Origin of the sequence: Amycolatopsis vancoresmycina, from assembly GCF_000716785.1 — a bacterium.
Classification (GTDB): Bacteria; Actinomycetota; Actinomycetes; order Mycobacteriales; family Pseudonocardiaceae; genus Amycolatopsis; species Amycolatopsis vancoresmycina.
In genome coordinates, this window is the sequence record NZ_JNYY01000008.1 from 582,424 (window position 1) to 606,624 (window position 24,201).

Sequence of the window (24,201 nt, forward strand, 5' to 3'; positions counted from 1 at the left end):
GGTACTGCAAGTGCGCTCGGACACACTGCGGGTGCTGCTGTGGCGGCGCGCGCTCGACCCGCACCTCGGCCGCTGGTCGCTGCCGGGCGGGCGGCTGCGGCCCGACGAGGACGTCGAGACGTCGATCCGCCGCCAGCTCGCCGAGAAGGTCGACGTCCGCCAGCTCAAGCACGTCGAGCAGCTCGCGGTGTTCAGCGACCCGGACCGGGTGCCGGGGCCGCGCGTGGTGGCGACGGCGTTCCTCGGGCTCGTCCCGTCGGACGTCGACCCCGAGGTGCCGGAGGACACCGAGTGGCACGACGTCGCGAGGCTGCCGCGCACGGCGTTCGACCACGAGGCGATCGTGCTGCGCGCCCGCGACCGGCTGCGCTCGAAGCTGTCGTACACGAACCTCGGGTTCGCGCTGGCGCCGGACGAGTTCACGATTTCCGCGCTGCGCGGGCTGTATTCGGCGGCGCTGGGCTACCGCGTCTCGGCGACCAACCTGCAGCGGGTGCTTTCCCGGCGTGGCCTGCTGGTCCCCACCGGCCACACGGCCCCGCCCGGCCGGGCGGGCGGGCGGCCCGCGGCGCTGTTCTCCTTCGCCGGCAAGGGCATGCAGATCACCGATCCCTTTGCGGTGTTCAAGCCGCCATCCAAGTGACCAGGCTGCGCCGGAGGCGTTCTCCCTTTACCGTGGACGCGTGACCGAGCCGGAATCGGAAAGTGACGCGACGACGACGATCCTCCCGTTGTTCCCGCTGCAGACCGTGCTGCTGCCCGGCACCAAGCTCCCGCTGCACATCTTCGAACCGCGGTACCGGCAGCTGACGGCGGACCTGGTGAACGGGACCGTGCCGGGGCGCGAGTTCGGCGTGGTCGCCCTGCGGTCGTCGCTGACCCGCGAGGTACGTGGTCTGGACCAGCTGTACGACGTGGGCTGCAGCACGGTGCTGCGGGAGGCGAAACGCCTGCCGGACGGCCGTTTCGACGTCGTGACGCAGGCCCAGCGCCGGTTCCGCCTGCGCGAGCTCGACTGCGTTTCGGCGCCGTACCTGATCGCGTCGGTGGAGTGGGTCGACGACGACCCGGTGGCCCCGGCCGGCGACATGGCCGAGCGGCTGGCGACGGTCGCCCGCGCGGCGCACCAGCGGTACTGCGAAACGGCGTGGCGCAGCGACGACTGGCACGCCCCGGAGCCGGACACCACGCTCGGCGAGCTGGCCTACGCGCTGGCCGCGGACTGCCTGCTCCCGCTGGAGGACCGCCAGCGGCTGCTCGAGGAACGCCACCCGCTGCGCCGGCTCCGCATCGCCTGCCGCCTGCTGACGCGGGAAACGGGCTTCCTGAGCACCCTCGGCGCGGTGCCGCTGCCGCCGGGCGAATTCACCGATCCGATCCGCCCGGCCAGCCTCAACTGACGCGCTTCAGGAAGTGCCGTTGCCGAACTTGTTCCACACCTTGCCGGCCGCGCCCGAAACCGCTTCGCCGACGTCGCTGAACACCTTCGTCAATGGGTCCGTGGACGAGCTCCACGAGTCCTTGTACGACTGGGCGGCCGACTTCAGGTCGTCCTTCCAGTCCGACGTCGGCTGGTCGGCGTCGCGGCGCGGGTAGTCGCCGGCCAGGATCGCGCGGTACTGCTCCGAAGCCGCCCACTTCTGCAGCTGGGCCGCCCGGACCACGGCGAACGGGTGCGACTCGGTCTCGACGAACTTGAGTTTGAGGAAGCTGTCGCGGATGTCCTCGACCGACTCGTATTCGGCGGCCTGCTGCAGGAACGACGGGACGTCGATGCGCGCCGGGTCGATCCCGCCCGCGACCTGGATCTGCGCCCGCAGCGCCGCGGTCGGGTCCTGGCTGCACAGCAGCCCGGCGCGGTCGCACGACAGCTCGGCCTTGCGGAACCACTCGCGCAGCGCCGCGATGATCGCCCGGATCCCGAGCGCGCTGACCGGCGTCCACGACATCGACACCTGCAGGCTGATCAGGCGCACCATGATCGTGCGGTAGACGGCGTGCCCGGACAGCACGTGCCCCATTTCGTGGCCGATGGCGAACCGCAGCGACTCCTGGTTCATCAGCTCGACGAGCCCGGTGCTCACCCGGATGAACGGCTCGTCCATGCCGACGGCCGACGCCTGGACGCGCGGGTCCTGGTAGACGTACAGGTTCGGCACGGCGGGCAGGTCGAGCGTCTCGGCGCATTCGTGGCGCAGCCGGTCGAGCTCCGGGTACTGCTTCGGCCCGACGCGGATCGACGACGCGAGCGCCATCAGCCGCTCGCCGCGTTCGTTGTAGAAGCCCGAAACGGCCTTGACGACCTGGGCGAACCCGGGCACGGCGCGCAGCGTGGCGAGCGCGCCGCGGTCGACGGGGTGTTCGTAGGCCCGCGGGCTGATGCCCGGGAAGCGGACGGCGTTGTGCCGCGAAACTTCGACGTCCTCGGTCACTGCTGGTTCCCCCCTGTAGGTGACGGCCACCACTTTAGGGGGAAGCCGGTCAGCCGAGGCGGCGGCCCAGGTCGTCGCGGCCGTTCCAGGTGGCCAGCAGGCTGTAGGCGATCGACACGCCGAGCGGGCCGGTGAGCAGCACCCACCACGACTCCAGGCGCGGCGCCAGCTCGATCACCGCGCCGAGCGCAGGCGGGCTCGACACGGCGTAGTGGCTGTTCGCCCAGCCGACGCCGAGCAGCATGGCGAGCGCACCGGCGAGGGCGACTCCGAGCACCGCGGCGAGGAACACGACGGGGCCACGGCGTTCGCGCAGCAGCCAGACGACGACGCCGACGACGATCCCCAGCCCGAGCAGGAGGAACCCGAAGACGGCGAGGTCGTCGAAGCGGTGCCAGCTCTCCAGTTCCAGGGCACCCTGCGTGCCGTCCGCGGCGACGATGCGCACGCGCTCCGGCGGCGCCAGGCGCGACCAGGCGAAGGCGAGGGGGAAGCTGAGCAGGCTCAGGGTGCCGAGCACGCTGACGGCGGGCAGCAGGTCGGCCTTGACGACGACGCGCGGCCGCCGTTCCCGGAACAGCACGGGCACCGACCACGGCCCGGCCACGGCCGACGGCCGGTGCGCGGGCCCCGACGACTCACTCACCCGGACTCCCTCCTGGAACTGTGCCCACCGAGCGTAACCGGTCGGTGCGTGGCCGCGGTGAGCCGCACGCCCGTGTCGCGGCTCCCCTCCGATGCCGCGAATGACTCATTCGCGGCATCGGAGGTCCCGAATGAGTCATTCGCGACACTTCGGCGAGCGAGGCGGGGCCGCCGGGTGCACGGCGACGTCAGCCGCCGGCCGTCTCGCCGTGGCGGCTGCAGCGGGCCGTCCAGCCGAGCGGGCTCACCTGGACCACCAAACGCCGCGCGCAGAACGTGCAGTAGCGCGGCGGCTCCAAAGCCGTCCGCGGGTTGTGACACGCCGGGTGGTCCGCGCCACCCGGCGCCGCCTGTCCACAGTGGACACAAAAGGCCGGTGCGTCAGAGGCTGTCACTGAGCGCCTTGATGGGCATCTTGAGCTCGTCGAGCATCTCCAGGTCCGCCGAAGCCGGGCGGCCCAGGTTCGTCAGGTAGTTGCCGACGATGATCGCGTTGATCCCGCCGAGCATGCCCTGCTCCGCGCCCAGGTCGCCAAGCGTCAGCTCACGGCCGCCGGCGAAGCGCAGCATGGTGCGCGGCATCGCGAGCCGGAATGCCGCCACCGTCCGCAGAGCGTCACGCCCCTCGACGATTTCGTGGTGCTCGTACGGCGTCCCGGGCTGCGGGATGAGGAAGTTCATCGGCACCTCGTGCGGGTTCAGCTCGGCCAGCTGCACCGCGAACTCCGCGCGCTGCTCGACCGTCTCCCCCATGCCGATGATGCCGCCGCAGCAGACCTCCATGCCCGCCTCGGCGACCATCCGCAGCGTGTCCCACCGCTCTTCCCAGGTGTGCGTCGTGACCACGGCCGGGAAGTGCGAGCGCGCCGTCTCGAGGTTGTGGTTGTAGCGGTGCACGCCCATGTCGACGAGCTCGTCGACCTGCTCCTGCGTGAGCATGCCCAGCGAGCAGGCGATCTGGATGTCGTTCCCGTCCGCCCGGATCGCGCGAACGCCCTCGCGGACCTGCGAAAGCAGCCGCTTGTCGGGGCCGCGGACGGCGGCGACGATGCAGAACTCCGTCGCGCCGGTTTCGGCGGTCTGCCGGGCGGCCTTGACGAGGTTCGGGATGTCGAGCCACGCCGAGCGCACCGGCGTCGGGAAGCGGCCGGACTGGGAGCAGAAGTGGCAGTCCTCGGGGCAGCCGCCGGTCTTCAGGCTGATGATGCCCTCGACCTCGACCTCGGGCCCGCACCAGCGCATCCGCACCTCGTGGGCGAGGGCGAGCAGGTCGGGCAGCCGGTCGTCGGGCAGCCGCAGCACGTCGAGGACCTGCTGTTCACCGAGGCCTACGCCGTTCTCGAGGACCTGCTCACGCGCGAGGGCGAGGACATCGGTGTCCGGGACTGCGGTCACGGGCGGCTCCTTGATCGAGGCGGTGCGGAAAGCGTCCCTCATCGTGCACGAAGGGGCGTCGAGGCGACAGCGATGCAGGTCACTTCCCGGCGGAAGCGCACCCCGCGAAGAGCTCGGGGTCGAACTCGCCGCCGAACCACGGCGACAGCCCGGCCCGCGCGGCGGCCAGGAAGTCTTCGCGGGACGCCTGCCCGATGTCGGCGGGCAGCACGCCGAGCAGGGGCGCACCCGCGGCGACCGGCAGGTCTTCGAGGTTGGACAGGGCGGCGAGGTCCGGTTCGGCGGGCCAGGCGCCGATGATGACCCCGGCGACGGTGAGCCCGCGCTTGGTGGCGACCTCGGCGGTGAGCGCGGTGGCGTTGAGCGTCCCGAGGCCCGCTTCGGCGACGATGATGACGAGCGACCCGAGCGACCAGGCGACGTCGGCGAGGCTCGCCCCGGCGCGGTCGAAGCGCACGAGGAGCCCGCCGGCGCCCTCGATCAGGGTGAGGTCGTGCCCGGTGTCGAGGTCGGACGCGGCCTGCGCGATCTCCCCGGGATCGAGCGAGGGCAGCCCGCTGCGCCGCGCGGCGGCCTCCGGCGAGAGCGGATCGGGGTAGCGGCGCAGCTCGCGGGTGGTGACGTCCGGCCCGGCGAGCCGGACGACGTCCTGCAGGTCACCGGCTTCATCGGGCCGCACCCCGGTCTGCGCGGGTTTCAGCACGGCCACCCGCTGCCCCCCGGCCACCGCCAGGGCCGCGATCGCCGCCGTGGTGATCGTCTTGCCGACCCCGGTCCCGGTCCCCGTCATCACCAGCATGCTCACAGACCATCAACTTAGTGACTCACCCACCGCACGCGCACGCGGGCCGTGGTCAGCGGCAAACCGGTCGTGAGTGGCAAGGCGAGTTAGAACTCGCCTTGCCACTCACGAGGGGGGTCAGGCGCCGGGGACCGCCACCGGTGCCCCGGCCGGGCGGAACGTCCGCGCGGCTGGGTCGAACAGGTACACCTGGGCGTCGCCGACGTGGAAGTACATCGCGGTCAGCTGCAGCTTCCCGGCCGGCTCGGCCGCCGCCACCGACGGGTACTCGCGCAGGTGCTCCAGCTGCTGGAGCACGTTGTGCAGCGCCAGCCGGTCGCCCTCGCGGTCCGGGACCGCGCCGTCCAGGGTCGCCGAGCCCAGGCGGTGCGCGCTCGGCTCCGCGTGGCGGAGCCACGCCGACAGCGGTCCCGGCGGCGGGCCGTCGGCCAGCGCCGCCATCGCGCCGCAGCTCGAATGGCCGCACACCACGATCTCCGCCACCCCGAGCACGCCCACCGCGTACTCGATCGAGGCGTTCATCGACGCGTCCGCCTGCCCCGGCGGGACCAGGTTGCCGATGTTGCGGATCGTGAACAGGTCACCCGGTCCGCTGGTGGTGATCAGGTTCGGCACGATCCGGGAGTCACCGCAGGTGATGAACAGCGTGCGCGGCCGCTGGCCGTCGGCGAGGCCCGACAGCGTGTCACGCAGCAGGGGCGCCGCGCGGCGGTGGAACTCGGTGGCGCCGCGGCGGGTCTGCTGCGCCGGGATCCCTTCGACGGCCTGCCACTCCGACCACGGCGCCAGCCAGCGCGGCACCGCCCGGCTCGCCGCGACCCGGGACCGCGTCGGGCGGCCCGCCTTGCCTTCGCCGAACCACGGGTGGCCCACCTCGTCGACCTCCACCGTGCCGCCGGCGCGCTCGTGCGCCTGCTGCCACGTGTGCAGGCTCTCGAACGCGGCGTGGTCGAGGTAGTCGACGACCAGCTCCAGCCGCACGGTGACGCCGCCCGGGATGCCCCCGAGCACCTTCGACAGCCGCGGCACGGACAGGAACGTCAGGACGCCTTCGACGACGACGCGCCAGTCGTCGCCTTCGCGTTCGACGTGGATGCCGGACCAGACCGTCCGGCGCAGCATCAGGACCACCGCCAGCGCGATGCCCGCCAGCACGCCGGTGAGCAGGTCGAACACCACCACCCCGGCGAGGGTGAGCAGGTACACGGGCAGGTCGCCGTGGGCGAGGACGGTCTTCATGTGCCCGGGGTTGACCAGTTTCGCCCCGACGTGCACGAGCAGCCCGGCCAGCGCGGCCAGCGGGATGCTCTGGATCAGCCCGGCGAGCAGGACGACGAACAGCAGCACCCAGACGCCGTGCAGCACCGCCGACACCCGGGACTTCGCCCCGGCGGCCACGTTGGTGGAGCTGCGGACGATGACGCCGGTGACCGGCAGCCCGCCGAGCGCGCCGGAGAGCATGTTGGCCGCGCCCTGGCCGACCAGCTCGCGGTCGAGGTTCGCGCGCGGCCCGGTGTGCATGCGGTCGACCGCGACCGCCGAGAGCAGGCTTTCCACGCTGGCGATCAGCGCGATCGTGACGACGGCGAGCGCGAACGCGCCCCAGCCGCCGTCCGGCAGCTGCGGGACGAGGTGGACGTTCAGCAGGTCACCGGGCAGTTCGACGCGCGGCAGCGTCATCCCGGCCACCACCGACACCACCGTCGCCACCGCGATCGCGGCGAGTGGGCCCGGCACCTTGCGCACGGCGGCCGGCAGCTTCGGCCAGGCCAGCAGGATGCCGATGGTGAGCAGGCCGACGATGGCGGCGGAGTCGTGGTGGGCGACGATCTGGCCGGGCAGCTCGGCGATGTTCTCCAATGCGGAGCTCTGGGCTTTGCCGCCGAGGATGACGTGCAGCTGGCCGAGCACGATCGTGACGCCGATGCCGGCCAGCATGCCGTGCACGATGGCCGGCGAGATGGCCAGCGCGGCCCGCGCGATGCGGCTCAGCCCCAGCAGGATCTGGCACGCGCCCGCGGCGACGGTGATCGCACAGGTGACCACCCACCCGAACGTCTGGATGGTTTCGGCCATGACCACGGTCAGGCCGGCGGCGGGCCCGCTCACCTGGAGCGCGGAGCCGCCGAGCGCGCCGGCGACGATGCCGCCGACGACGGCGGCGACGAGCCCGGCGGCGACCGGGGCGCCCGAAGCGAGGGCGATGCCGAGGGACAGGGGGACAGCTACGAGGAAGACGACCAGTGAGGCCGGCAGGTCGTGGCGGAGCACGGCGAGGGGTCTCATGATCACCATGCAACAGGAAATCGAGTGAAATGTCCGCTATGTACCACCCGATCGAGTGAACAACTCGCCACAATTAGCCTGAACGTCACATATCGGGCGCCCAGTTAACACGCCGTTCACCGGCCACATTTCTGTCGCGTGACAGTTGAATTCCGTACGACACAACGGGTTGCGCGCCGGAGGCCGCCGCCGAGACGGCCTCCGGCGGCTCGTCAGTGCTCCAGCGCGCCCGCGGGGACGAAGCCGCACGCAGCACTGTCCAAAAGGGACACCTGGGCCGCGCCGACGTCGAAGTACATCCCGGTGAGCCGCAGCGCGCCCCGGTCCAGCGCCGCCGCGACCACCGGGTAGCCGCGCAGGGTTTCCAGCTGCTGCACCACGTTCTGCAGCGCGAGCTGGTCGGCCTCGGCGGGCGGCCGCTCGCCGCCGAGCAGCAGCGGTGCCTCACGGGCACGGCGCCGCAGCGTCGCTTCGCCGTGGCGCAGCCAGCTGCCGAGCTGTTCGAGCCCGTCCGGGGCCCGGCCGAGCAGCGCCTTCATCGCGCCGCAGCCGGAGTGCCCGCACACCACGATCTCGGCGACGTCCAGCACGCCGACGGCGTACTCGATCGCCGCGCCGACCGAGGAGTCGGTGCCGTCGGCCGGCGGCACGAGGTTGCCGATGTTCCGCACGGTGAACAGGTCCCCCGGCCCGCTGGTGGTGATCAGGTTCGGCACGATCCGCGCGTCGCCGCAGGTGATGAACAGCGTGTGCGGCTGCTGGCCGTGCGCCAGCCCGCTCCACGTGTCGCGCAGCAGCGGCGCGGTGCGGCGCTGGAACTCCGAAGCGCCGCGGCACAGCAGCGAACTGGCGGTGCGCTGGGCGGGCAGCACGACGTGCTCGGCCTGCCACTCCGACCACGGCGCGAGCCACCGCGGCACGACCCGCGCGGCGACGCTGCGGCGCACGGTCGGCGCCCCCGAGCGGCCGCGTTCGAACCACGGGTGCCCGATCTCGTCGACCGTCACCGGCCCGGCGTGCGCCTGCTGCCAGCCGCGCAGGCAGTCGAACGCGGCGTGGTCGAGGTAGTCGACGAGCAGTTCGAGGGTGACGTCGGCGTGCGCGGGCACCTCGGCGAGCACCCGGGTCAGCCGCGGCACGGACAGGAACGTCAGCGCGCCTTCGATGACGACGCGGTGGCGGCCGCCATCCGTTTCGACGTGGATGCCGGAGAAGATCATCCGCCGCAGCATCATCGCGAGGGCCAGCAGGATCCCCGCCGCGACGCCGGTGAGCAGGTTGACGGCGACCGCGCCGGCCAGCGTGACGACGTACACGGGCAGGTCGCCGTGGCGCCGGACCTCCTTGAGCCCGTTGAGGTTCACCAGTTTCGTGCCGACGTACACCAGCAGCGCGGCCAGCGCGGCCAGCGGGATCAGCCGCAGCAGGCCGGTGAACAGCAGGCAGGCCGCGAGGATCCAGGCGCAGTGCAGGATCGCCGACGCCCGGGTGCGCGCGCCGGCCTCGTAGTTGGTCATGCTGCGCACGATGACGCCGGTGACGGGGAACCCGCCGAGCGCGCCGGCGGCGACGTTCGCCGCGCCCTGCCCGATGAGCTCGCGGTCGAGGTCGGTGCGCGGGCCGCCGCGCAGCTTGTCCACCGAGACCGCGGACAGCAGGCTTTCCAGGCCGGCGATGAGCGCGATGGTGAGGGCGGCGAGCGCGAACCCGCCCCAGCCACCGTCCGGCAGCCGCGGCACGACGTGCAGCGCGGGCAGCCCGGCCGGGAGGTCGACGCGCGGCAGGGACATCCCGGCCAGCACGGACAGGCCGGTGGCCAGCGTGACGGCGGCCAGCGGCGCGGGCACGCGGCGCACCACCTTCGGCAGCCGCGGCCAGGCCAGCAGCACGCCGAGGGTGACGACGCCGATCAGCACGGCCTGGTCGTGGTGCGCGGCGATCTGGCCGGGCAGCGCCAGGACGTTGGCGAGCGCGGAGCCCTGCGCCGAGCCGCCGAGGACGACGTGCAGCTGCCCGAGCACGAGCGTGACGCCGATGCCGGCGAGCAGGCCGTGCACGATGGCCGGCGACACGGCGAGCGCGGCGCGGGCGAGGCGCGTCAGGCCGAAGACGATCTGGAGCAGGCCGGCGGCGACGGTGATCGCGCAGGTGGCGGGCCAGCCGTGGGTGGCGATCGTGTCGGCCAGCACGACGGTGAGGGCGGCGGACGGGCCGCTGACCTGCAGCGGCGATCCGCCGAGGAGGCTCGCGACCAGCCCGCCGACGACGGCGGAGATCAGGCCGGAGAGCAGTGGGGCCCCGGCGGCGAAGGCCACGCCGAGGGACAGGGGGACGGCGACGAGGAAGACGACTATCGAAGCGAAGAAATCGTGCTTGAGGTCCTGGAGTTTCTTCGGCGACGGCGGTCCGGTGTCGTGCTCGCCACGAACGATCTCGATCATGGGGGCAGGATCGCCGAAATCGGGCGAAAAGTCCGCTACGCAAGCATTTCTCGCGTTCCTCCGGGCACAGGATCGACCGGACGGCCCCGGCGTTTCACACTTACCGCCTCCGCCGTTCGCGTGGTGTGGATCTCGACCGGGCACGCAGCGCGACGATGAGGGGAGTTCGGGTCTCGCTGTGCCGACGGTCACACCCGATGTGCTGAATTCACGCCTTTTCGGCGACGGCGAGCATCGCGCGGGTGATCACGGCCAGGTCGTCGTCCGACGAAACGTAGGGCGGCATGGCGTAGACGAGGTCCCGGAACGGCCGGAGCCAGGCACCGTGCCCGGTGGCGACTTCGGTGGCGACGGCCATGTCGACGGGGTGGTCGAGCTGCAGCACCCCGATCCCGCCGAGCACCCGCACATCGGCGACGGCGGCCAGGTCGCGCGCCGGAGCCAGGCCGTCGAGCAGGCCCTTCTCGAGCCGCGAGACGTCGGTTCGCCAGCTGCCGTCGGCGAGCAGCCCGAGCGAGGCGTTGGCGACGGCCGAGGCGAGCGGGTTGCCCATGAAGGTGGGGCCGTGCGCGAGCACCGGAAGTTCCCCGCGCGCGATCCCGGCGGCGACCTCCGGCGTGCACAGGGCCGCGGCCATGCTCAGGTAGCCCCCGGTCAGCGCCTTGCCGACGCAGAGGACATCGGGCGTGACACCGGCGTGCTCGGCGGCGAAGAAGGCACCGGTGCGGCCGAAGCCGGTGGCGATCTCGTCGAAAACCAGCAGCACGTCGTGCGCCAGGGTCAGGTCCCGCAGGGCGCGCAGGTAGCCGGGGTGGTGGAACCGCATCCCCCCGGCCCCCTGCACGACGGGTTCGACGATGACGGCGGCCAGTTCACCCCGGTGCCGCTCGATTTCCGCGGCCAGCATGTCCACATAGGACGGATCCGGCGGGGTGTCGAACCCGGACGGCGGCGCGGGCACGAAGACCTGCTCGGGCAGGACACCGCGCCACAGCGAGTGCATGCCGCCGTCGGGATCGCAGACGCTCATCGGGGTGAAGGTGTCCCCGTGGTAGCCGCCGCGCCAGGTGAGCAGCTTGTGCTTTCCGGTTTTCCCGCGGGAACGCTGGTACTGCAGGCACATCTTGACGGCGACCTCGACCGACACCGAGCCGGAGTCGCAGAGGAAGACGTGCTCGAGCCCCTCGGGCGTGAGGTCGACGAGGGTCTTGGCGAGGGTGATGGCGGGTTCGTGCGTGAGGCCACCGAACATGACGTGGCTCATCCGCCCGGCCTGAGCGGCGAGCGCGGCATCGAGGACGGGGTGCCGGTAGCCGTGGACGGCCGACCACCACGAGGACATCCCGTCGACGAGCTCCCGCCCGTCGGCCAGGGTCAGCCGGACACCGGAGGCCTCGGTGACGAGCAGCGACGGCACCTTCGCCGGCATGGGGGCGTAGGGGTGCCAGACGTGCCGGGCATCGAGGGCGAGCAGGTCGGCGGAGTCCATCCGCCGACCCTACGACACGGCCCCGGCGAGGTGGCCTGCCGCCGCCGGTCGTGAGTGGTAAGGCGAGTTCTAACTCGCCTTACCACTCACGACCGCGTAAGCGCGTTCACAGCCGGACCGGCAGCGCCTCCAAGCCGTGCACCAGCGAACTCGGCCGGTAAACCAGCTCGTCCGGCTTGACGTCCAACGCGATGTCCGGGAACCGGGCCAGCAGTGCCCCGAGCGCGATCTCCGCCTCCAGCCGGGCCAGCGGCGCTCCGACGCAGTAGTGGATCCCGTGCCCGAACGCCAGGTGCCCGCCGGCCGGGCGCGTGATGTCCAGCCGGTCCGGCTCCGGGTACCGCTCCGCGTCGCGGTTCGCCCCGAGCAGCGAGATCAGCACGAACTCGCCCTCCGGGATCGTCACGCCGCCCACCTCCACCGGCTCGGCCGTGAAGCGCAGCGTCGCCAGGTGGATCGGGCCGTCGAAGCGCAGGAACTCCTCCACCGCGCCCGGGAGCAGCTCCGGCTCCGCGCGCAGGCGGGCCAGCTGCTCCGGCTCGCGCAGCAGCGCCAGCACGCCGTTGGCGATCAGGTTGACCGTCGTCTCGTGGCCGGCGACCAGGAGCAGGAACGCCATCGCCACCAGTTCGGGCTCGGACAGCGAGTCCCCGTCGTCGGTCGCGTGCACCAGGTCCGACAGCAGGTCTTCGGCCGGCTCGGCGCGCTTCTGCGCGATCAGGCCGGTGAGGTAGCCGAACATGCTCTGCGCCGCCGCCTGCATCTCCTCCGGGCGCGCCGCCGCGCTCAGCAGCGTCTTCGACCAGCCGGAGAACTCCGAACGGTCCTCCTCGCGCACGCCGAGCAGCTCGCAGATCACCGTGATCGGCAGCGGTGCGGCGAACGACGCCACCAGGTCGGCCCGCTCCTGCCCGGCCAGCGCGTCGAGCAGGCCCGCGGTGATCTCCTCGACCCGCGGCCGCAGCCGCGCCACCGTCCGCGCGGTGAACGCCTTGTTGACCAGTTTCCGCAGCCGCGTGTGGTCCGGCGGGTCCGAGTTGAGCATGTGCTGGCTGAGGTCCTGCCCGAAGTTGCTCATCCGGGCCTCCGGCGGCAGTTTCGCCTCGAACAGCTCCCGGATGCCCGCGCTGCTCTTGTGCAGCCGCGGATCCGCCAGCAGCGACCGCGCCTGCGCGAACCCGGTGACCACGTAGCCCGGTAGTCCCCGCGGTGGCAGCCGCACCCGGCGCACCGGGCCGCCGCCGCGCAGCATCTCCGAAAACACGTGCGCGTCCTGGGCGAAGTCCTCCGCCACCTCGATGAGTTCGTCGCTCGTCATGTCATCCCCCAAGCCTCAGCGCGTCAGCGTTCGGCGAGTGCCGCCACGACGCGCTCGGTCACGTCCTGCCAGTATGCCCGCTGTTCCTCGCGTTCTTCCGCGCCCGCGAGCCATTCCTGGTGGAACCGCAGGGTCGTCTTGGCCCCCGCGCCGCTCAGCCGCACCTGCACCGTCGAGTCGTGGTCCCAGTCGCTCGGCCGCCAGGTGAGGCGCACCCGGTCGCCTTCGGTGAAGCTGCGGATCTCGCCGACCGTGCCGTTCGCCGTTTCGTACTCCACGCCCGGTTCCCGCGGCAGGTCGACGCCGGGGCCGAGCCAGATCGCGACGCCTTCGCGGCTGACCAGGAAGTCCCACACCGTCTCGGCCGAGTACGGCAAGGTCCGCGAAACGCCGATGTTCCACCCCACATCGGCCGTCTTCCCCACTGAAGAAGTCATGTCCTCATCGTGCCACCGGGGTACGACAAAACCGGCCACCGGTCCGGGTGGAGGATCTGTACCCGTGCGCTACCGCCCGATTTCCCCCGCCGTCCTCGCCGGAGAACTCACCGACCGCATCGACGCGCTCACCCCGCAGCGGATCGCGGTCGCCGTCGACGGCGCGGCCGGGGCGACGGAAACCGGAGAACTCGCCGACGCTCTGGTCGACCCGCTGCGCCTGCGCGGCCGTGCGACGCTGCGCGTGTCGGCGCGCGACTTCCTGCGCCCGGCGTCCCTGCGCTTCGAGCACGGCCGCACGAACCCCGACGCCCGCTACACCGACTGGCTCGACCTCGGTGCCCTCCGCCGCGAAGTCCTGGAGCCGCTGAAGGGGTCCGGCCACGTCCTGCCGTCGCTGTGGGACGCCGAGCGCGACCGCGCGACCCGCGCCGAGCGCGTACCGCTGCCCGAAGGCGGGGTCGTGCTCTTGGACGGCGAGCTGCTGCTGGGCGCCGGGCTGGCCTTCGACCTGGCCGTGCACCTGTGGCTCTCCCCCGCCGCGCTGCGCCGCCGCGTGCCGGACGCCTGGGCGGTCCCGGCCTACGAGCGGTACGAGGAAGAGGTGGACCCGGGCTCGCTCGCCGACGTCGTCGTGCGCGTCGACGATCCGCGGCACCCGGCGCTCTACACGCCTTAGCGGACTACGGCCACCGGATCGCCGTCCAGCAGGCCGGACAGCCGCCGCGCCATGACGTCCCAGCGCCAGTTCGCCGTCACCCAGGCGCGCCCGGCCTCGCCCATCCGGCGTGCACGCACCGGGTCGGCCAGCAGGCTGGCGAGGGTTTCGGCCAGCTGCGTGACGTCGCGGCCGTCGACGACGTGCCCGGTGACCTCGTCGAGGACCGTCTCGGGGGCGCCGCCGGAGTTGCCGGCCACCACCGGCAGGCCGGTCGCGGACGCCTCCAGGTAGACGATGCCGAGCGCTTCGACGTCCAGGCCCTTGCCGCGGGTGCGGGCCGGCATCGCGAAGACGTCGCCCGCGGCGTAGTGGGCCGGCAGCTCCGCCCACGGCACCGACCCGGTGAACACGACGTCGCGCTCCAGGCCCAGCTCGGCGACCAGCCCGGAAAGGGTCTTGCGGTACGGGCCGCCGCCGACGATCAGCAGCACCGCGTCAGGGACCTGTTCGCGGATCTTCGGCAGCGCGCGGATCAGCTGGTCCTGGCCCTTGCGCGGGACCAGCCGCGACACGCACACGACGGTCGGCCGGTCGCCGAGACCGTGCCGCGCGCGGATTTCGGCGCGCCCGGCCGGATCCGGCCGGTACAGCTCGGTGTCCACCCCGGACGGCAGCAGCTCCAGCCCGGCCATCGGGCCGAACGCCGCGGCGAAGCGGCCGCGGGTGTAGCGGCTGACGTAGGTGAGGACGTCCGCGGTGTCGCCGATGCGCCGCAAAGCCTGCCGCGAGCCGGGGAGCATGGACCAGCCGACCTCGTGGCCGTGCGTCGAAGCGACGACGCGGCGCGCGCCGGCCCGGCGCAGCGGCTGCCCCAGCAGCGCGAGCGGGGCGGCCGCGCCGAACCAGACGGCTTCGCAGTCTCGCGCCCGCATGATCTGCTTCGCCCGGCGCAGCACGTCCGGCGTCGGCAGCATCAGGGACGTCGGGTGCCGGACGACCTCGAACGGCGCTTCGGCGTCGAACTCCTCGTGCGACCCCGTCCGCGACTCCCACGACGGCGCGTAGACGACCAGGTCGTCCGCCGGCAGCCGGGTGGCGAGGGAGTTCAGGTAGTTCTGGATCCCCCCGGGCCGCGGCGGGAAGTCGTTGGTCACGAGCAGGGTCTTGAGCACACCCAAAGGCTAGCCACCGACGGCGAAGGGGCGGCACCGCGTCCGCGGTACCGCCCCTTCGGGTGCTTCGGAGGTCACGCCGTCGGGCGGCGCGCTCCCGCGTACTGGCTCTGCAGCGGCGAGATCTTCACGACGTCACCGGTGTCGGGCGCGTGCACCATCTTGCCGTCGCCGATGTACATGCCGACGTGCGAAACGGGCGAGTAGTAGAACACGAGGTCGCCCGGCTGCAGCTGGTCCCGCGGCACCGCGGCGCCGAAGGTGGACTGCTCGCGGCTGGTCCGCGGCAGGGTGATCCCCGCCTGCTTGTAGGCCCACATCGTCAGGCCCGAGCAGTCGAAGTTGGTCGGGCCGGTCGCGCCGTAGACGTAGGCGCTGCCGAGCTTGCTCAGCGCCGCCTCGACGGCCTTCTGCGCGGCCGCGGTGGGCGCCTGGATGTTGGTGGGCGCGGTGCCGCCGGTGTCCCTCCGGGCGGCCTTGTCCGCGGAGCTCAGGTTCTTGTTGGCCGCTTCGAGCTGGTCGATCTGGTCCTGCAGCGTCTTCTGCTTGGCCTTGATGTCCTCGGTCAGCTTCGCTGCGGCGTCCCGCGCGTCCTGCGCGCGCTTCGCGGCGTCGCTGGCCTTGGCGGCCGCGTCGGTCGCCTCCTGGACGGCGCCGGTGAGGTTGCCCATCGCGGCGTTCTTGCCGGTCGCGATGACCTCGAGCGCCGAGGAGCGGTCCAGGAAGTCCTGGGTGGACGTGCCGGCCAGCAGCGCCGACAGCTTGTTCAGCTGGACACCGCTGGTGAACGACGCACCGGCGAACTTGTCGACCTCGGTCTGGTACTTCTTCTGGCTTTCGGACGCCTTCGTGGCCTGTTCCTTGGCCGCGTTGACGTCACCGGTGGCCTTGTCGAGCTCGCCCTGCTTCTTCTTCAGGTCGTCCTGGGCGGACAGCAGGTCTTCGTTGAGCTTCTCGGCCTGGGCCGCGAGGTCGCGGTACTGGGCGAGGGCGTCGGAGCCCGTGGGCGGGGTCTGGAGTACGGGGACGGGGGCGGCGGTGGCCGACGGCTGCGCCACGGTGACGAGGGTGATCACCGAGGCCGCGGCGAGGGCACCTGAAACCACGCGCCTGAGGGAATGCGACTGCACGGTCGCGCGGGTCTCCTTTGGTCTCGGCCGCCGAAGGGGACCGGGGCAAGAAGAGGTCGGGGAGTTCCTCTTCACCGCTGTCCCGCCCACCACGCGCCGGGCCGTGCGCTTTTGCCATGCACGGACCGCAACAGGTGAAGCACGCGGTGGTGGTTCCGGTTCCCAGCTTCCCGACAAAGCTGCGCCCGGCGGCGATCTCGCGTCGCCGCCTCTTCAGACGGCCGGGGGCCACGAGATCTCGGACAGGTTACGAAAAGACCGCCACCACGTCCACCACCTCCCGGCCAAAAACTCTGCGTGACACCGCGGAACACCATCGGACCTGGGCGGAAGAAAAGCTGTGATGGGCGTTACACGCTGGGGTTTCTCCGGGACCTTTTCGACTACCGACCGTTCACCGATCCAATCGACCATTCGGCGCGCCGCCACGAAACGGTCGATTTCAGGCGCTGCGCCGGACCGGTTCTTCGACGAGCCGCAGCCGCGGCACCATCCCGGCTTCGGCCAGCGCGTCCACCGCGCGCCGCTCGTCGGCGTCCCACACCACCGCGGGTGGCGCGCCGAGCAGCACGCTCACCACGCAGTCGTGGCACGAGATGCCGCGCACGGCGCACCGGTCGCAGTCGACCACCAGGTTCTCGATGTCCGAAACGGCGATGTGCGAGACGTCCACTTCGGACAGCTCGGGGGTGTCGGCCATGTGGTCCTCCTCACGTCGGAACTGACTGGGGAGGACGGTAGGCGCCACCACCGACAATTTGCGGAATCAGACCCGCGACAAGCGGCTGACCAGCACCGATGACGGCGTGGGGTGGGCGCCACCACCCCGGACCGAGTCCGCGACGGCGCGGTCGGACGTCGCGACGACCATCGGCCGCCCGGCGGGCTCGGCGGCGACGAGGTTGCGGATCACGTCGTCGGCCAGCACCCCGCGGTCGGAGAACAGCACCCGCACCCCGCGCGGCACCGAGGCGGGGACGGAGAGCACGCCGGCGCCGTCGAAGACGACGGTGACCTCGGCGGACGTGCGCGCGGCCAGCGCGGACAGCTGGTGGATCAGCCGGTCGCGCTGGTCGGCGAGGGCGAGTTCGGGGTAGCCGGTCTTGGTGACGTTGTAGCCGTCGACGATCAGGTGCACGTTGGGCAGCGCGAGGTAGCGGTCCAGCGTGGTCACGTCGGCGATCTTGCCGCCCTGGCCGATGCCGGAGCTGGCGCCGCGGACCATGTCCGCCGGGCGGGCACCGCGCGCACCGAGGGCGAGTTCGCGTCGCAGGCCGGTGACGGCGCCGTCGATGGTGTCGATGAGCAGGGCGAGCCGCACCTCGTCGGCCTGCCGGGCCTCGCGGGCGGACTGGCGGGCGATTTCGGCGTCGGCGACGGCGCGTTCGGCACGGGCCCGTTCGCCGGCGACGCGCTGGCGTTCGCGTTCGAGCTGGCTGGTGAGGGAAGCGATCTGGTCGACGTGGGCGGCCGAGCCGCGTTCGGCGTCGGCGGAGGCCGCTTCGGCCGCGTCGCGGGCCTGGCGCAGCTGGACGCCTTGTTCGCGAAGGCGCTTCAGGAGCTTCTCGACTTCGCCCTCGCGCTCACCGCGGGCATTTTCGGCGGCTTGTTTCGCTTCGGCGAGTTCGGCGCGGACCTGGACGAGCTCGGCTTCGAGCCGCTGGGCGCGGGCGAGCGCGGCGTCGCGTTCGGCACGCAGCGCGTTTTCCTCGGCGTTCCGGGCGACCAGCCGGACCCGCCCGGCGGCCCCGGACTCCCCGAGCAGCACGGCGGCGGCCGCCGCGGCGACCGAGTCGGTGGCGTTCGGGTCGAGCACGTCCGTGCGGTGCTCGCGCAGCCATTCGATGACGGCGGTGCGGAACTGCGAGGACTCGCCCAGGGCGGCGAGCAGGGCGGCCCCGCCGAGCTTGGCGCGCTTGGCGGGGGCGAACTTGGCGACCGGCCGCAGCTGCCGCGGCACATCGGTGGCGGGCAGCTTGGCGACGGCGGCCGCGGCGAGCTCGGCGATGCGGTCGCGCACCGGTTCGGGCAGGGTCGGCCAGGTGGCGGGTTCGGGCCGTCCGGCCTGGTCAGCGGGCTCCTCGGCCACCTCGGGCCGCGACGCGACGCCCGAGGGACCCACGGGGTCCCCTGGCGGCTCCGGCACGAGCGGCTGCGGGTGCATTGGTCCAGGGTAGGCCCCGCCCCCGCATCCCGCCCCGCGCGGCACACGGACCGGCAAAAGGCGACCGCTGGGCCGGGCACGGCGGGCGAAGGGCGCGCTCGGCGGTACCGGCCGCCGGATCGATCGCGCGGCAGCCGGTACCGGGCTGCGGGACCGCCCGCGGCGCGTGCCCGGCGGAGCCGGATCGATCGCGCGGCAGCCGGTACCGGGCGGCAGCAACTCCCGCAGCTCCCCTGACCCGCGGCACCGGCCCGGCGGAGCCGCGGCCGGCGCCAGGATGAGGTGCCGCCCGGGCAACCGCGGCGCTGTCCAAGACCCGTGCCGCGGTTCGCCGGCGCCGCGGAACCACCGGCCCCGCGGCACGGCCGCAGCCGGCGCACGGACCGGTGGTGCGCGGAAACTGTCGGTGGTCGCCTCTAGTGTCCCGCTCATGCGTCCGGTCCAGGCACAGCTCGCCTTCGACGAGCTCGGAACCCCGTTGCGGGACACCACTTTCGTCGTCTTCGACCTCGAGACCACCGGGGCCCCGCCGGGGCCGTCGGGGATCACCGAGATCGGCGCCGTGAAGGTGCGCGGCGGCGAGGTGCTCGGCGAGTTCGCCACGCTGGTCAACCCGGGGATGGTGATCCCGCCGCAGATCGTGTCCCTGACCGGGATCACCCAGGCGATGGTGTACGACGCGCCGCCGATCGAGGAGGTGTTGCCCGCCTTCCTCGAGTTCATCGGGAGCTCGGTGCTGGTGGCGCACAACTCGGGCTTCGACACGTCGCACATGCGGGCGGCCTGCGAGGGGCACGGGTACGTGTGGCCGAAGCTGACCGTCGTCTGCACGGTCCGGCTGGCGCGGCGGGTGGTGCCGCGGGACGAGGTCGGCCGGTACAACCTGACGGCGCTGGCGCTGCTGTTCGGGGCGAAGACGCGGCCGACCCACCGGGCGCTGGACGACGCGCGGGCGACGGTCGACGTCCTGCATGGCCTGCTGGAACGGGTCGGCAACCTGGGCGTGCACTCCCTCGAAGAACTGATGGGGTACCTGCCGGAGGTCACCGTCGCCCAGCGGGCGAAGCGGCACCTGGCCGCGGACCTGCCGTCGGCACCGGGCGTCTACCTGTTCAAGGGGCCCAAGGACGAGGTCCTGTACGTCGGCACGGCGAAGGACCTGCGGCGCCGCGTGCGCACCTACTTCACGGGTTCGGAGAACCGGAGCCGGATCCGGGAGATGGTCGCGCTGGCCGAGCGCGTCGACCACGTGGTGTGCGCGCACGCGCTGGAAGCGGAGGTCCGGGAGCTGCGGCTGATCTCCGCGCACCGGCCGGCGTACAACCGGCGGTCGAAGAACCGCCACCAGGGCTGGTGGATCGGCCTGACGGACGAGGCGTTCCCGCGGTTGTCGGTGGTGCGCCTGCCGCGGCCGGGGGTGCTGGGCCCGTTCCGCAACCAGGCGGACGCCCGCACGACGGCGGACACCCTGGCCGGGGCGTCGGGGCTGCGGACGTGCACCCAGCGGATCTCGCCGCGGTCGCCGAACGGGACCCCGTGCGTGCTGGCGGAGCTGGGCCGGTGCGGAGCGCCGTGCGCGGGACGGCAGAGCGTCGAGGCGTACGGCCCGGCGGTCGAGTCGGTGTCGGGCCTGATCGCGGGCCTGGACGGGCGCCCCCTGCACACGGCGGCGGCCCACGTGGAGCGGCTGGCGGAGGGCCAGCACTACGAGCAGGCGGCCCGGCACCGCGACGAGCTGTCGGCGCTGATCCGGGCACTGGGCCGGGCGCACCGCCAGGCATCGCTGGCCGCGATCGGCGAGCTGATCGCGGCCGGCCCGGACGGCGCGGGAGGCTGGGAGCTGGCGGTGATCCGCTACGGCAGGCTGGCCTCGGCGGGCGTGGCCCGGCGCGGGGTGCCGCCGATGCCGGTGGTGGAGGCGCTGGTGGCCTCGGCGGAGACGGTCCTCCCGGACCCGGGTCCCCTGCACGGGGCGCCGCCGGAGGAGGTGGGGGTGCTGCTGCGCTGGCTGGCACGCCCGGGGGTGCGGCTGGTCCGCACGACCCGCCCCTGGGCCGAACCGGCTGCGGTGGCGGGCTGGCAGGGCTGGCTGAACCTGGTGTCGGAGGCCCACTCACTGGAGCATGTCGGCTGACGCACCCGCCTCGCGTACCCAGCCGGTCGGTCGGCGCGCCTGGAGGGTCGGCTGGCGTGCCCGGACGGTCGGTTCGCGCACCTGGAGGGTCGGTTCGCGTACCCAGCCAGTCGGCGCGTACCCGGACGGCCGGTTCGCGTACCCAACCGGCCGGTTGCCGCGCCTGGACGGTCGGTTCGCGCGCCCGGAGGTTCGCTCGCGTACCTGGACGGTCGGTTCGCGTACTCGGACGGTCGGTTCGCGCGCCGGGACGGTCGGTTCGCGTGATTCGAGGGCAACTCGCGTGATTGAGGGGGCGACTCGCGTGGCTGGAGGGGCATCTCGCGTGACTGGCGGGGCATCACTCGTGATTGGCGGGGCCACTCGCGTGGTTGAGGGAGCGGCTTGCGGCTGAGCGGCTGGTGCGTGGGGTGATGTGACGGTTAGGCGACTGAGGTGTTCAGGGCGTCCAGGAGCCATGTGTGGGTTACCCCCATCGGGGCCGCTTCCCCCGTCACCTTGCCCGCCAGGTGCCAGTAGCGGCGCAGCCGCGGATGGCGGTCCGCCGCCGTCCGCTGGTTCAGCGCGCGGCGGAACGCCGGGCTGTCCGCAGCACCCCACGCCGCCGCGTGGGCCGCCACGAACCGGTCCAGTGCCAGTCCCGGCGCCGGCTGCTCCCCCGCCGCTACCTGCGGTGCCGCCGCCGAACACGCCGAACCGACCTCCGCGTGGAGCGCGCCCAGGTCCGGGATGCGCTCGTGGCCGGCCAGTGTGCTCGCCTTCACCTGCGCGGCCAGCCCGGACGCCAGGAGCACCAGCTCCGCGTACGCCACCACCTGAGCCGTCGTCGGCTGGGCCGGGGGCTCCGGTGCGCTGATCCCCAGGAACATCCGGGCCGTCTCCGGCGGGATCGGGCCCGTTGTCATCGGACGCCACAGGCGGACCAGCGTCTCGTGCGCCGAACACCCGTCCTGGACCGCCGACAGCAGCTCGAGCCGCGCCGCGCGGTCGGCCGGTGCCGCCTCCGAGACCGCGTGGAGCACCGAGCGCCGCCAGGCCAGTGTCGCCAGCTCGCGGTCGAGCGCCGACCGCTCGGCCGCCACGGCGTCGTCGAGGGAACGGCGGCCCGCCAGGACGTCGGTGATCGGGCGCAGGCCCAGCCCGAGCCCGCGCAGCCGGCGCACCAGGGTCAGCCGGTCGATCGCCGCGCCGTCGAACCGCCGGTGGCCGCCGGCGCTGCGGACCGGCTCCAGGACGCCCTCGTCGCAGTAGAACCGGATCGTGCGGACGGGCACGCCCGTGCGGCGCGCCAGCTCGCCGATGCCGAGTGTGTCTCCGGTCACCTTCGGTCGAACCTCCAGCCGGGTGGAATTCCTACGGTACGGCCATGGACAACGCAAGACTCGCCGAAGGGCTCCGCGAACACACCGCCGGGTTCGCCGAAGCGGCCGCCGCAGCCGATCCGGACGTCCGGGTGCCGACCTGCCCGGAGTGGCCGCTGCGGGTGCTCGCCGGCCACCTCGGCCAGGCCCACCGCTGGGCCGCGAGCATCGTCCGGGAGGGCCCGTCGCCGGTGCCGGACCCGCTCGACGCCGACCCCGGCGCGCCCGGGACCTGGTCCGGCTGGCTCCGGGAAGGCGCCGCGGACCTCGAAGCCGCCGTGCAGGCCGCCGGCGACACCCCCGTGTGGACGTTCTTCGGCCCGCAGCCCGCCCGGTTCTGGCTCCGGCGGATGCTCCACGACACCACCATCCACCACGCCGACGCCGCGCTGCTCACCGGCCGGGCATTCACCGTGGCCCCGGACCTCGCGGCCGACGCGATCAGCGAGTGGCTCGAAGTGCTGGCCGACCCCGTCACGGCGAGCCTCAACCCGGACTTCGCCGAGCTCCGCGGCACCGGCCAGACCCTGCACCTGCGACCGGACGCCGGCCCGGGCTGGCTGATCACCCGCACCCCGGACGGCGTGCGCTGGACCTGGGAAACCGGCACCGCGGACGTGACGCTGGCCGGCCCCGTCGAAGACCTCCTGCTCGTGTTCACCCGGCGCCTGCCGCTGGACCGCGTCACCGTCACCGGAGACGAGGCACTCGCCGCGCACTGGCTGGCCCGCACCGCGGCGTAGCTAGGATCGCGAGCGACCCCGCAGACGAGTCTTGGAGGACCCAGGTGATCACCGCGATCGTGTTGATCCAGGCAGAGGCGGACGCGATCCCGGACGCCGCGCAGGCGATCGCCGACATCGAGGGTGTCGGCGAGGTCTACTCGTGCGCCGGGGACGTCGACCTCATCGCCACCGTGCAGGTGTCGACGCACGAGGAGCTGGCCGACCTGATCCCCGGCCGGATCGGCAAGGTGCCGGGCGTGCTGGACACCGTCACGCACATCGCGTTCCGGTCCTACTCCCGCGCCGACACGGAATCGGCCTTCTCGATCGGTGTCGAGGATTGAGCGAGCTCCCCGGCGAGCTGGCCGACGCCCTCGCCGCCGCACCGGACGCCGCGGCCCGGTTCGAGGCCCTGCCGCCCTCACACCGCCGTGAGTACGTCCAGTGGGTCGCCGAGGCCAAGAAGCCCGAGACGCGTGTCTCGAGGGCCGAGAAGACCGTCGCCCGGCTCCGCGCCGCGAAGGCGTGAAACGAACGAAGGCCACCTCCCGCGGGAGGTGGCCTTCGTCGTGTCCGGAGTCAGTCCTGCTTGGCGGCCGCGGCCGTCTCCGCGGAGTCGAACTCGCCGTGCTGGCCGTGCTGGCCGTTTTCGCCACCGGAGTGCCCGTTGCCGTGGGCGCGCTGCAGCGCCACCGTCTCGTCCGCCGGGTCCGGCGACCAGAACGTGCCCGGCACGGCCGAACCGGCCGAACCCAGCTTGTTCATCTTCTTCGGCACGGACGCGCCCTGGTATTCGAGCGGGATCGCGTGGCCGTGGCTGTCGACGCCGGCCAGCGGCTGGTGGATCTCGATGAACTCACCGTGCGGCAGCCGTTTGATGATGCCGGTCTCGACGCCGTGTTCCAGCACCTCGCGGTCCGCCCGCTGCAGGCCCAGGCAGATGCGGTACGTGAAGTAGTACGCCAGCGGCGGCACGATCAGCACGCCGATGCGGCCCGCCCAGGTCGTCGCGTTCAGCGAGATGTCGAACTGGTCGGCGATGATGTCGTTGAAGCCGGACAGCTCGATCACCATGAAGAAGCCCAGCGCCATCGCGCCCAGCGCCGTCCGGACCGGGACGTCCCGGGGCCGCTGGAGCAGGTTGTGGTGCGCGGTGTCCTTGGACAGCCTCCGCTCGATGAACGGGTAGCCCAGCAGGAGCCCGAACAGGATCGGCATGCCGATCGCGCCGGGGAAGAACACCGCCGGGATCGTGTAGTTCCCGAGGTAGACCTCCCACGCGGGCCAGATCCGGAGCATGCCGTCGGCCCAGGCCATGTACCAGTCGGGCTGCGAGCCCGCCGACACCTGCGCCGGGTTGTAGGGGCCGAAGTTCCACACCGGGTTGATCTGGAACAGCCCCGACATCAGCGCCAGCACCCCGACGACCAGGGTGAAGAACGCCCCGCCCTTGAGCGCGAAGTACGGCATGATCCGCACCCCGACGACGTTGCTCTCCTTGCGCCGCACCCCCGGGAACTGGGTGTGCTTCTGGTACCACACCAGCGCCAGGTGCGCCCCGACCAGCGCGAGCATGATGCCCGGGATCAGCAGGATGTGCAGCGTGTAC

Annotated in this window: 23 protein-coding genes; 7 read left to right on the top strand and 16 right to left on the bottom strand. The window is 72.7% G+C overall.

Annotation, left to right across the window (positions count from 1 at the left end):
* Positions 1-10 precede the first annotated feature (10 nt).
* Both OO60_RS22450 and OO60_RS22455 read left to right on the top strand, forming a co-directional pair.
* Positions 11-643, top strand: a complete 633-nt coding sequence (locus OO60_RS22450) for an NUDIX hydrolase (protein WP_003062478.1) — start codon at positions 11-13, stop codon at positions 641-643.
* Positions 644-683: 40 nt separating this feature from the next.
* The gene (locus OO60_RS22455; protein ID WP_003062476.1) at positions 684-1,400 is read left to right on the top strand and encodes an LON peptidase substrate-binding domain-containing protein; all 717 of its coding nucleotides are present in this window, start codon (positions 684-686) and stop codon (positions 1,398-1,400) included.
* A gap of 6 nt (positions 1,401-1,406) precedes the next feature.
* Here the strand turns inward: OO60_RS22455 and OO60_RS22460 are convergent, their stop codons facing one another.
* From OO60_RS22460 to OO60_RS22500, 10 genes are all read right to left on the bottom strand, one after another.
* On the bottom strand, positions 1,407-2,432 hold the full coding sequence (locus OO60_RS22460; RefSeq protein WP_003062473.1) for a M48 family metallopeptidase: 1,026 nt from the start codon (positions 2,430-2,432) through the stop codon (positions 1,407-1,409).
* A gap of 49 nt (positions 2,433-2,481) precedes the next feature.
* On the bottom strand, positions 2,482-3,078 hold the full coding sequence (locus OO60_RS22465; RefSeq protein WP_003062470.1) for a DUF2567 domain-containing protein: 597 nt from the start codon (positions 3,076-3,078) through the stop codon (positions 2,482-2,484).
* A 187-nt stretch (positions 3,079-3,265) separates the two neighbouring features.
* The gene (gene bsaP, locus OO60_RS47835; RefSeq protein ID WP_081655735.1) at positions 3,266-3,472 is read right to left on the bottom strand and encodes a biotin synthase auxiliary protein BsaP; all 207 of its coding nucleotides are present in this window, start codon (positions 3,470-3,472) and stop codon (positions 3,266-3,268) included.
* Positions 3,459-4,472 carry a biotin synthase BioB gene (gene bioB / locus OO60_RS22470; RefSeq protein WP_003062468.1) on the bottom strand — a complete coding sequence of 338 codons (1,014 nt, stop codon included), beginning with the start codon at positions 4,470-4,472 and terminating at the stop codon, positions 3,459-3,461. The genes bsaP and bioB overlap by 14 nt, the downstream gene beginning before the upstream one ends.
* 79 nt (positions 4,473-4,551) lie before the next feature.
* Positions 4,552-5,271 (bottom strand): dethiobiotin synthase, encoded by a 720-nt coding sequence (gene bioD, locus OO60_RS22475; RefSeq protein WP_003062465.1) that lies wholly within the window; start codon positions 5,269-5,271, stop codon positions 4,552-4,554.
* A 120-nt stretch (positions 5,272-5,391) separates the two neighbouring features.
* Complete coding sequence (locus tag OO60_RS22480) at positions 5,392-7,569, bottom strand: SulP family inorganic anion transporter (RefSeq protein ID WP_033261994.1); 2,178 nt, start codon at positions 7,567-7,569, stop codon at positions 5,392-5,394.
* Positions 7,570-7,772: 203 nt separating this feature from the next.
* A complete protein-coding gene (locus OO60_RS22485) occupies positions 7,773-10,001 on the bottom strand; it encodes a bifunctional SulP family inorganic anion transporter/carbonic anhydrase (RefSeq protein WP_003062459.1) in 2,229 nt (742 codons plus the stop codon).
* Between the two features lie 208 nt (positions 10,002-10,209).
* Positions 10,210-11,490, bottom strand: a complete 1,281-nt coding sequence (locus tag OO60_RS22490; protein ID WP_003062457.1) for an adenosylmethionine--8-amino-7-oxononanoate transaminase — start codon at positions 11,488-11,490, stop codon at positions 10,210-10,212.
* A 106-nt stretch (positions 11,491-11,596) separates the two neighbouring features.
* A complete protein-coding gene (locus OO60_RS22495) occupies positions 11,597-12,808 on the bottom strand; it encodes a cytochrome P450 family protein (RefSeq protein ID WP_003062454.1) in 1,212 nt (403 codons plus the stop codon).
* A gap of 23 nt (positions 12,809-12,831) precedes the next feature.
* Positions 12,832-13,245: an SRPBCC family protein gene (locus OO60_RS22500; protein ID WP_205624102.1), complete on the bottom strand. Its 414-nt coding sequence runs from the start codon at positions 13,243-13,245 to the stop codon at positions 12,832-12,834.
* A 64-nt stretch (positions 13,246-13,309) separates the two neighbouring features.
* Here OO60_RS22500 and OO60_RS22505 point away from each other — a divergent pair, with 64 nt between their 5' ends.
* Positions 13,310-13,924 carry a nucleoside/nucleotide kinase family protein gene (locus tag OO60_RS22505; protein ID WP_003062449.1) on the top strand — a complete coding sequence of 205 codons (615 nt, stop codon included), beginning with the start codon at positions 13,310-13,312 and terminating at the stop codon, positions 13,922-13,924.
* On the opposite strand, the gene OO60_RS22510 is transcribed toward OO60_RS22505, so the two are convergent.
* The 4 genes from OO60_RS22510 to OO60_RS22525 all read right to left on the bottom strand — a co-directional run bounded on the left by OO60_RS22510 (position 13,921) and on the right by OO60_RS22525 (position 18,372).
* On the bottom strand, positions 13,921-15,078 hold the full coding sequence (locus tag OO60_RS22510; RefSeq protein ID WP_003062446.1) for a glycosyltransferase family 4 protein: 1,158 nt from the start codon (positions 15,076-15,078) through the stop codon (positions 13,921-13,923). The two genes, OO60_RS22505 and OO60_RS22510, sit on opposite strands and share 4 nt — an antisense overlap.
* A gap of 74 nt (positions 15,079-15,152) precedes the next feature.
* On the bottom strand, positions 15,153-16,208 hold the full coding sequence (locus OO60_RS22515; RefSeq protein WP_051767735.1) for an NlpC/P60 family protein: 1,056 nt from the start codon (positions 16,206-16,208) through the stop codon (positions 15,153-15,155).
* Between the two features lie 442 nt (positions 16,209-16,650).
* Positions 16,651-16,908, bottom strand: a complete 258-nt coding sequence (locus tag OO60_RS22520) for a hypothetical protein (protein WP_003062440.1) — start codon at positions 16,906-16,908, stop codon at positions 16,651-16,653.
* A gap of 66 nt (positions 16,909-16,974) precedes the next feature.
* Complete coding sequence (locus tag OO60_RS22525) at positions 16,975-18,372, bottom strand: NYN domain-containing protein (RefSeq protein WP_033261996.1); 1,398 nt, start codon at positions 18,370-18,372, stop codon at positions 16,975-16,977.
* Positions 18,373-18,802: 430 nt separating this feature from the next.
* On the opposite strand from OO60_RS22525, the gene OO60_RS22530 reads away from it, so the two are divergent.
* Positions 18,803-20,506 (top strand): DEDD exonuclease domain-containing protein, encoded by a 1,704-nt coding sequence (locus tag OO60_RS22530; protein WP_003062435.1) that lies wholly within the window; start codon positions 18,803-18,805, stop codon positions 20,504-20,506.
* A 422-nt stretch (positions 20,507-20,928) separates the two neighbouring features.
* Here the strand turns inward: OO60_RS22530 and OO60_RS22535 are convergent, their stop codons facing one another.
* Entirely contained in the window at positions 20,929-21,828 is a 900-nt protein-coding gene (locus OO60_RS22535) for a MerR family transcriptional regulator (RefSeq protein WP_003062432.1), read from the bottom strand.
* A gap of 44 nt (positions 21,829-21,872) precedes the next feature.
* On the opposite strand from OO60_RS22535, the gene OO60_RS22540 reads away from it, so the two are divergent.
* From OO60_RS22540 to OO60_RS22550, 3 genes are read left to right on the top strand one after another with little or no spacing between them, the layout of a single operon-like run.
* Positions 21,873-22,610, top strand: a complete 738-nt coding sequence (locus tag OO60_RS22540) for a maleylpyruvate isomerase family mycothiol-dependent enzyme (protein ID WP_003062429.1) — start codon at positions 21,873-21,875, stop codon at positions 22,608-22,610.
* Between the two features lie 44 nt (positions 22,611-22,654).
* Positions 22,655-22,936 carry an Lrp/AsnC family transcriptional regulator gene (locus OO60_RS22545; RefSeq protein ID WP_003062426.1) on the top strand — a complete coding sequence of 94 codons (282 nt, stop codon included), beginning with the start codon at positions 22,655-22,657 and terminating at the stop codon, positions 22,934-22,936.
* Complete coding sequence (locus OO60_RS22550; RefSeq protein ID WP_003062421.1) at positions 22,933-23,121, top strand: YdeI/OmpD-associated family protein; 189 nt, start codon at positions 22,933-22,935, stop codon at positions 23,119-23,121. Before OO60_RS22545 ends, OO60_RS22550 begins: the two co-directional genes overlap by 4 nt.
* Before the next feature lie 50 nt (positions 23,122-23,171).
* Here OO60_RS22550 and OO60_RS22555 read toward each other — a convergent pair.
* Positions 23,172-24,201 (bottom strand): cytochrome b (locus tag OO60_RS22555; protein WP_033261997.1); only part of this gene is annotated, 1,030 nt, incomplete at its 5' end.

What these genes read in the sequence shown, in the direction of transcription:
- OO60_RS22495 (WP_003062454.1), bottom strand. Translation starts at nt 12,808, where the DNA reads ATGACGAGCGACGAACTCATCGAGGTGGCGGAGGACTTCGCCCAGGAC.
- OO60_RS22485 (WP_003062459.1), bottom strand. Translation starts at nt 10,001, where the DNA reads ATGATCGAGATCGTTCGTGGCGAGCACGACACCGGACCGCCGTCGCCG.
- OO60_RS22530 (WP_003062435.1), top strand. Translation starts at nt 18,803, where the DNA reads ATGCGTCCGGTCCAGGCACAGCTCGCCTTCGACGAGCTCGGAACCCCG.
- OO60_RS22540 (WP_003062429.1), top strand. Translation starts at nt 21,873, where the DNA reads ATGGACAACGCAAGACTCGCCGAAGGGCTCCGCGAACACACCGCCGGG.
- OO60_RS22525 (WP_033261996.1), bottom strand. Translation starts at nt 18,372, where the DNA reads ATGCACCCGCAGCCGCTCGTGCCGGAGCCGCCAGGGGACCCCGTGGGT.
- OO60_RS22500 (WP_205624102.1), bottom strand. Translation starts at nt 13,245, where the DNA reads ATGACTTCTTCAGTGGGGAAGACGGCCGATGTGGGGTGGAACATCGGC.
- OO60_RS22480 (WP_033261994.1), bottom strand. Translation starts at nt 7,569, where the DNA reads ATGGTGATCATGAGACCCCTCGCCGTGCTCCGCCACGACCTGCCGGCC.
- OO60_RS22490 (WP_003062457.1), bottom strand. Translation starts at nt 11,490, where the DNA reads ATGGACTCCGCCGACCTGCTCGCCCTCGATGCCCGGCACGTCTGGCAC.
- OO60_RS22520 (WP_003062440.1), bottom strand. Translation starts at nt 16,908, where the DNA reads ATGGCCGACACCCCCGAGCTGTCCGAAGTGGACGTCTCGCACATCGCC.
- bioD (WP_003062465.1), bottom strand. Translation starts at nt 5,271, where the DNA reads ATGCTGGTGATGACGGGGACCGGGACCGGGGTCGGCAAGACGATCACC.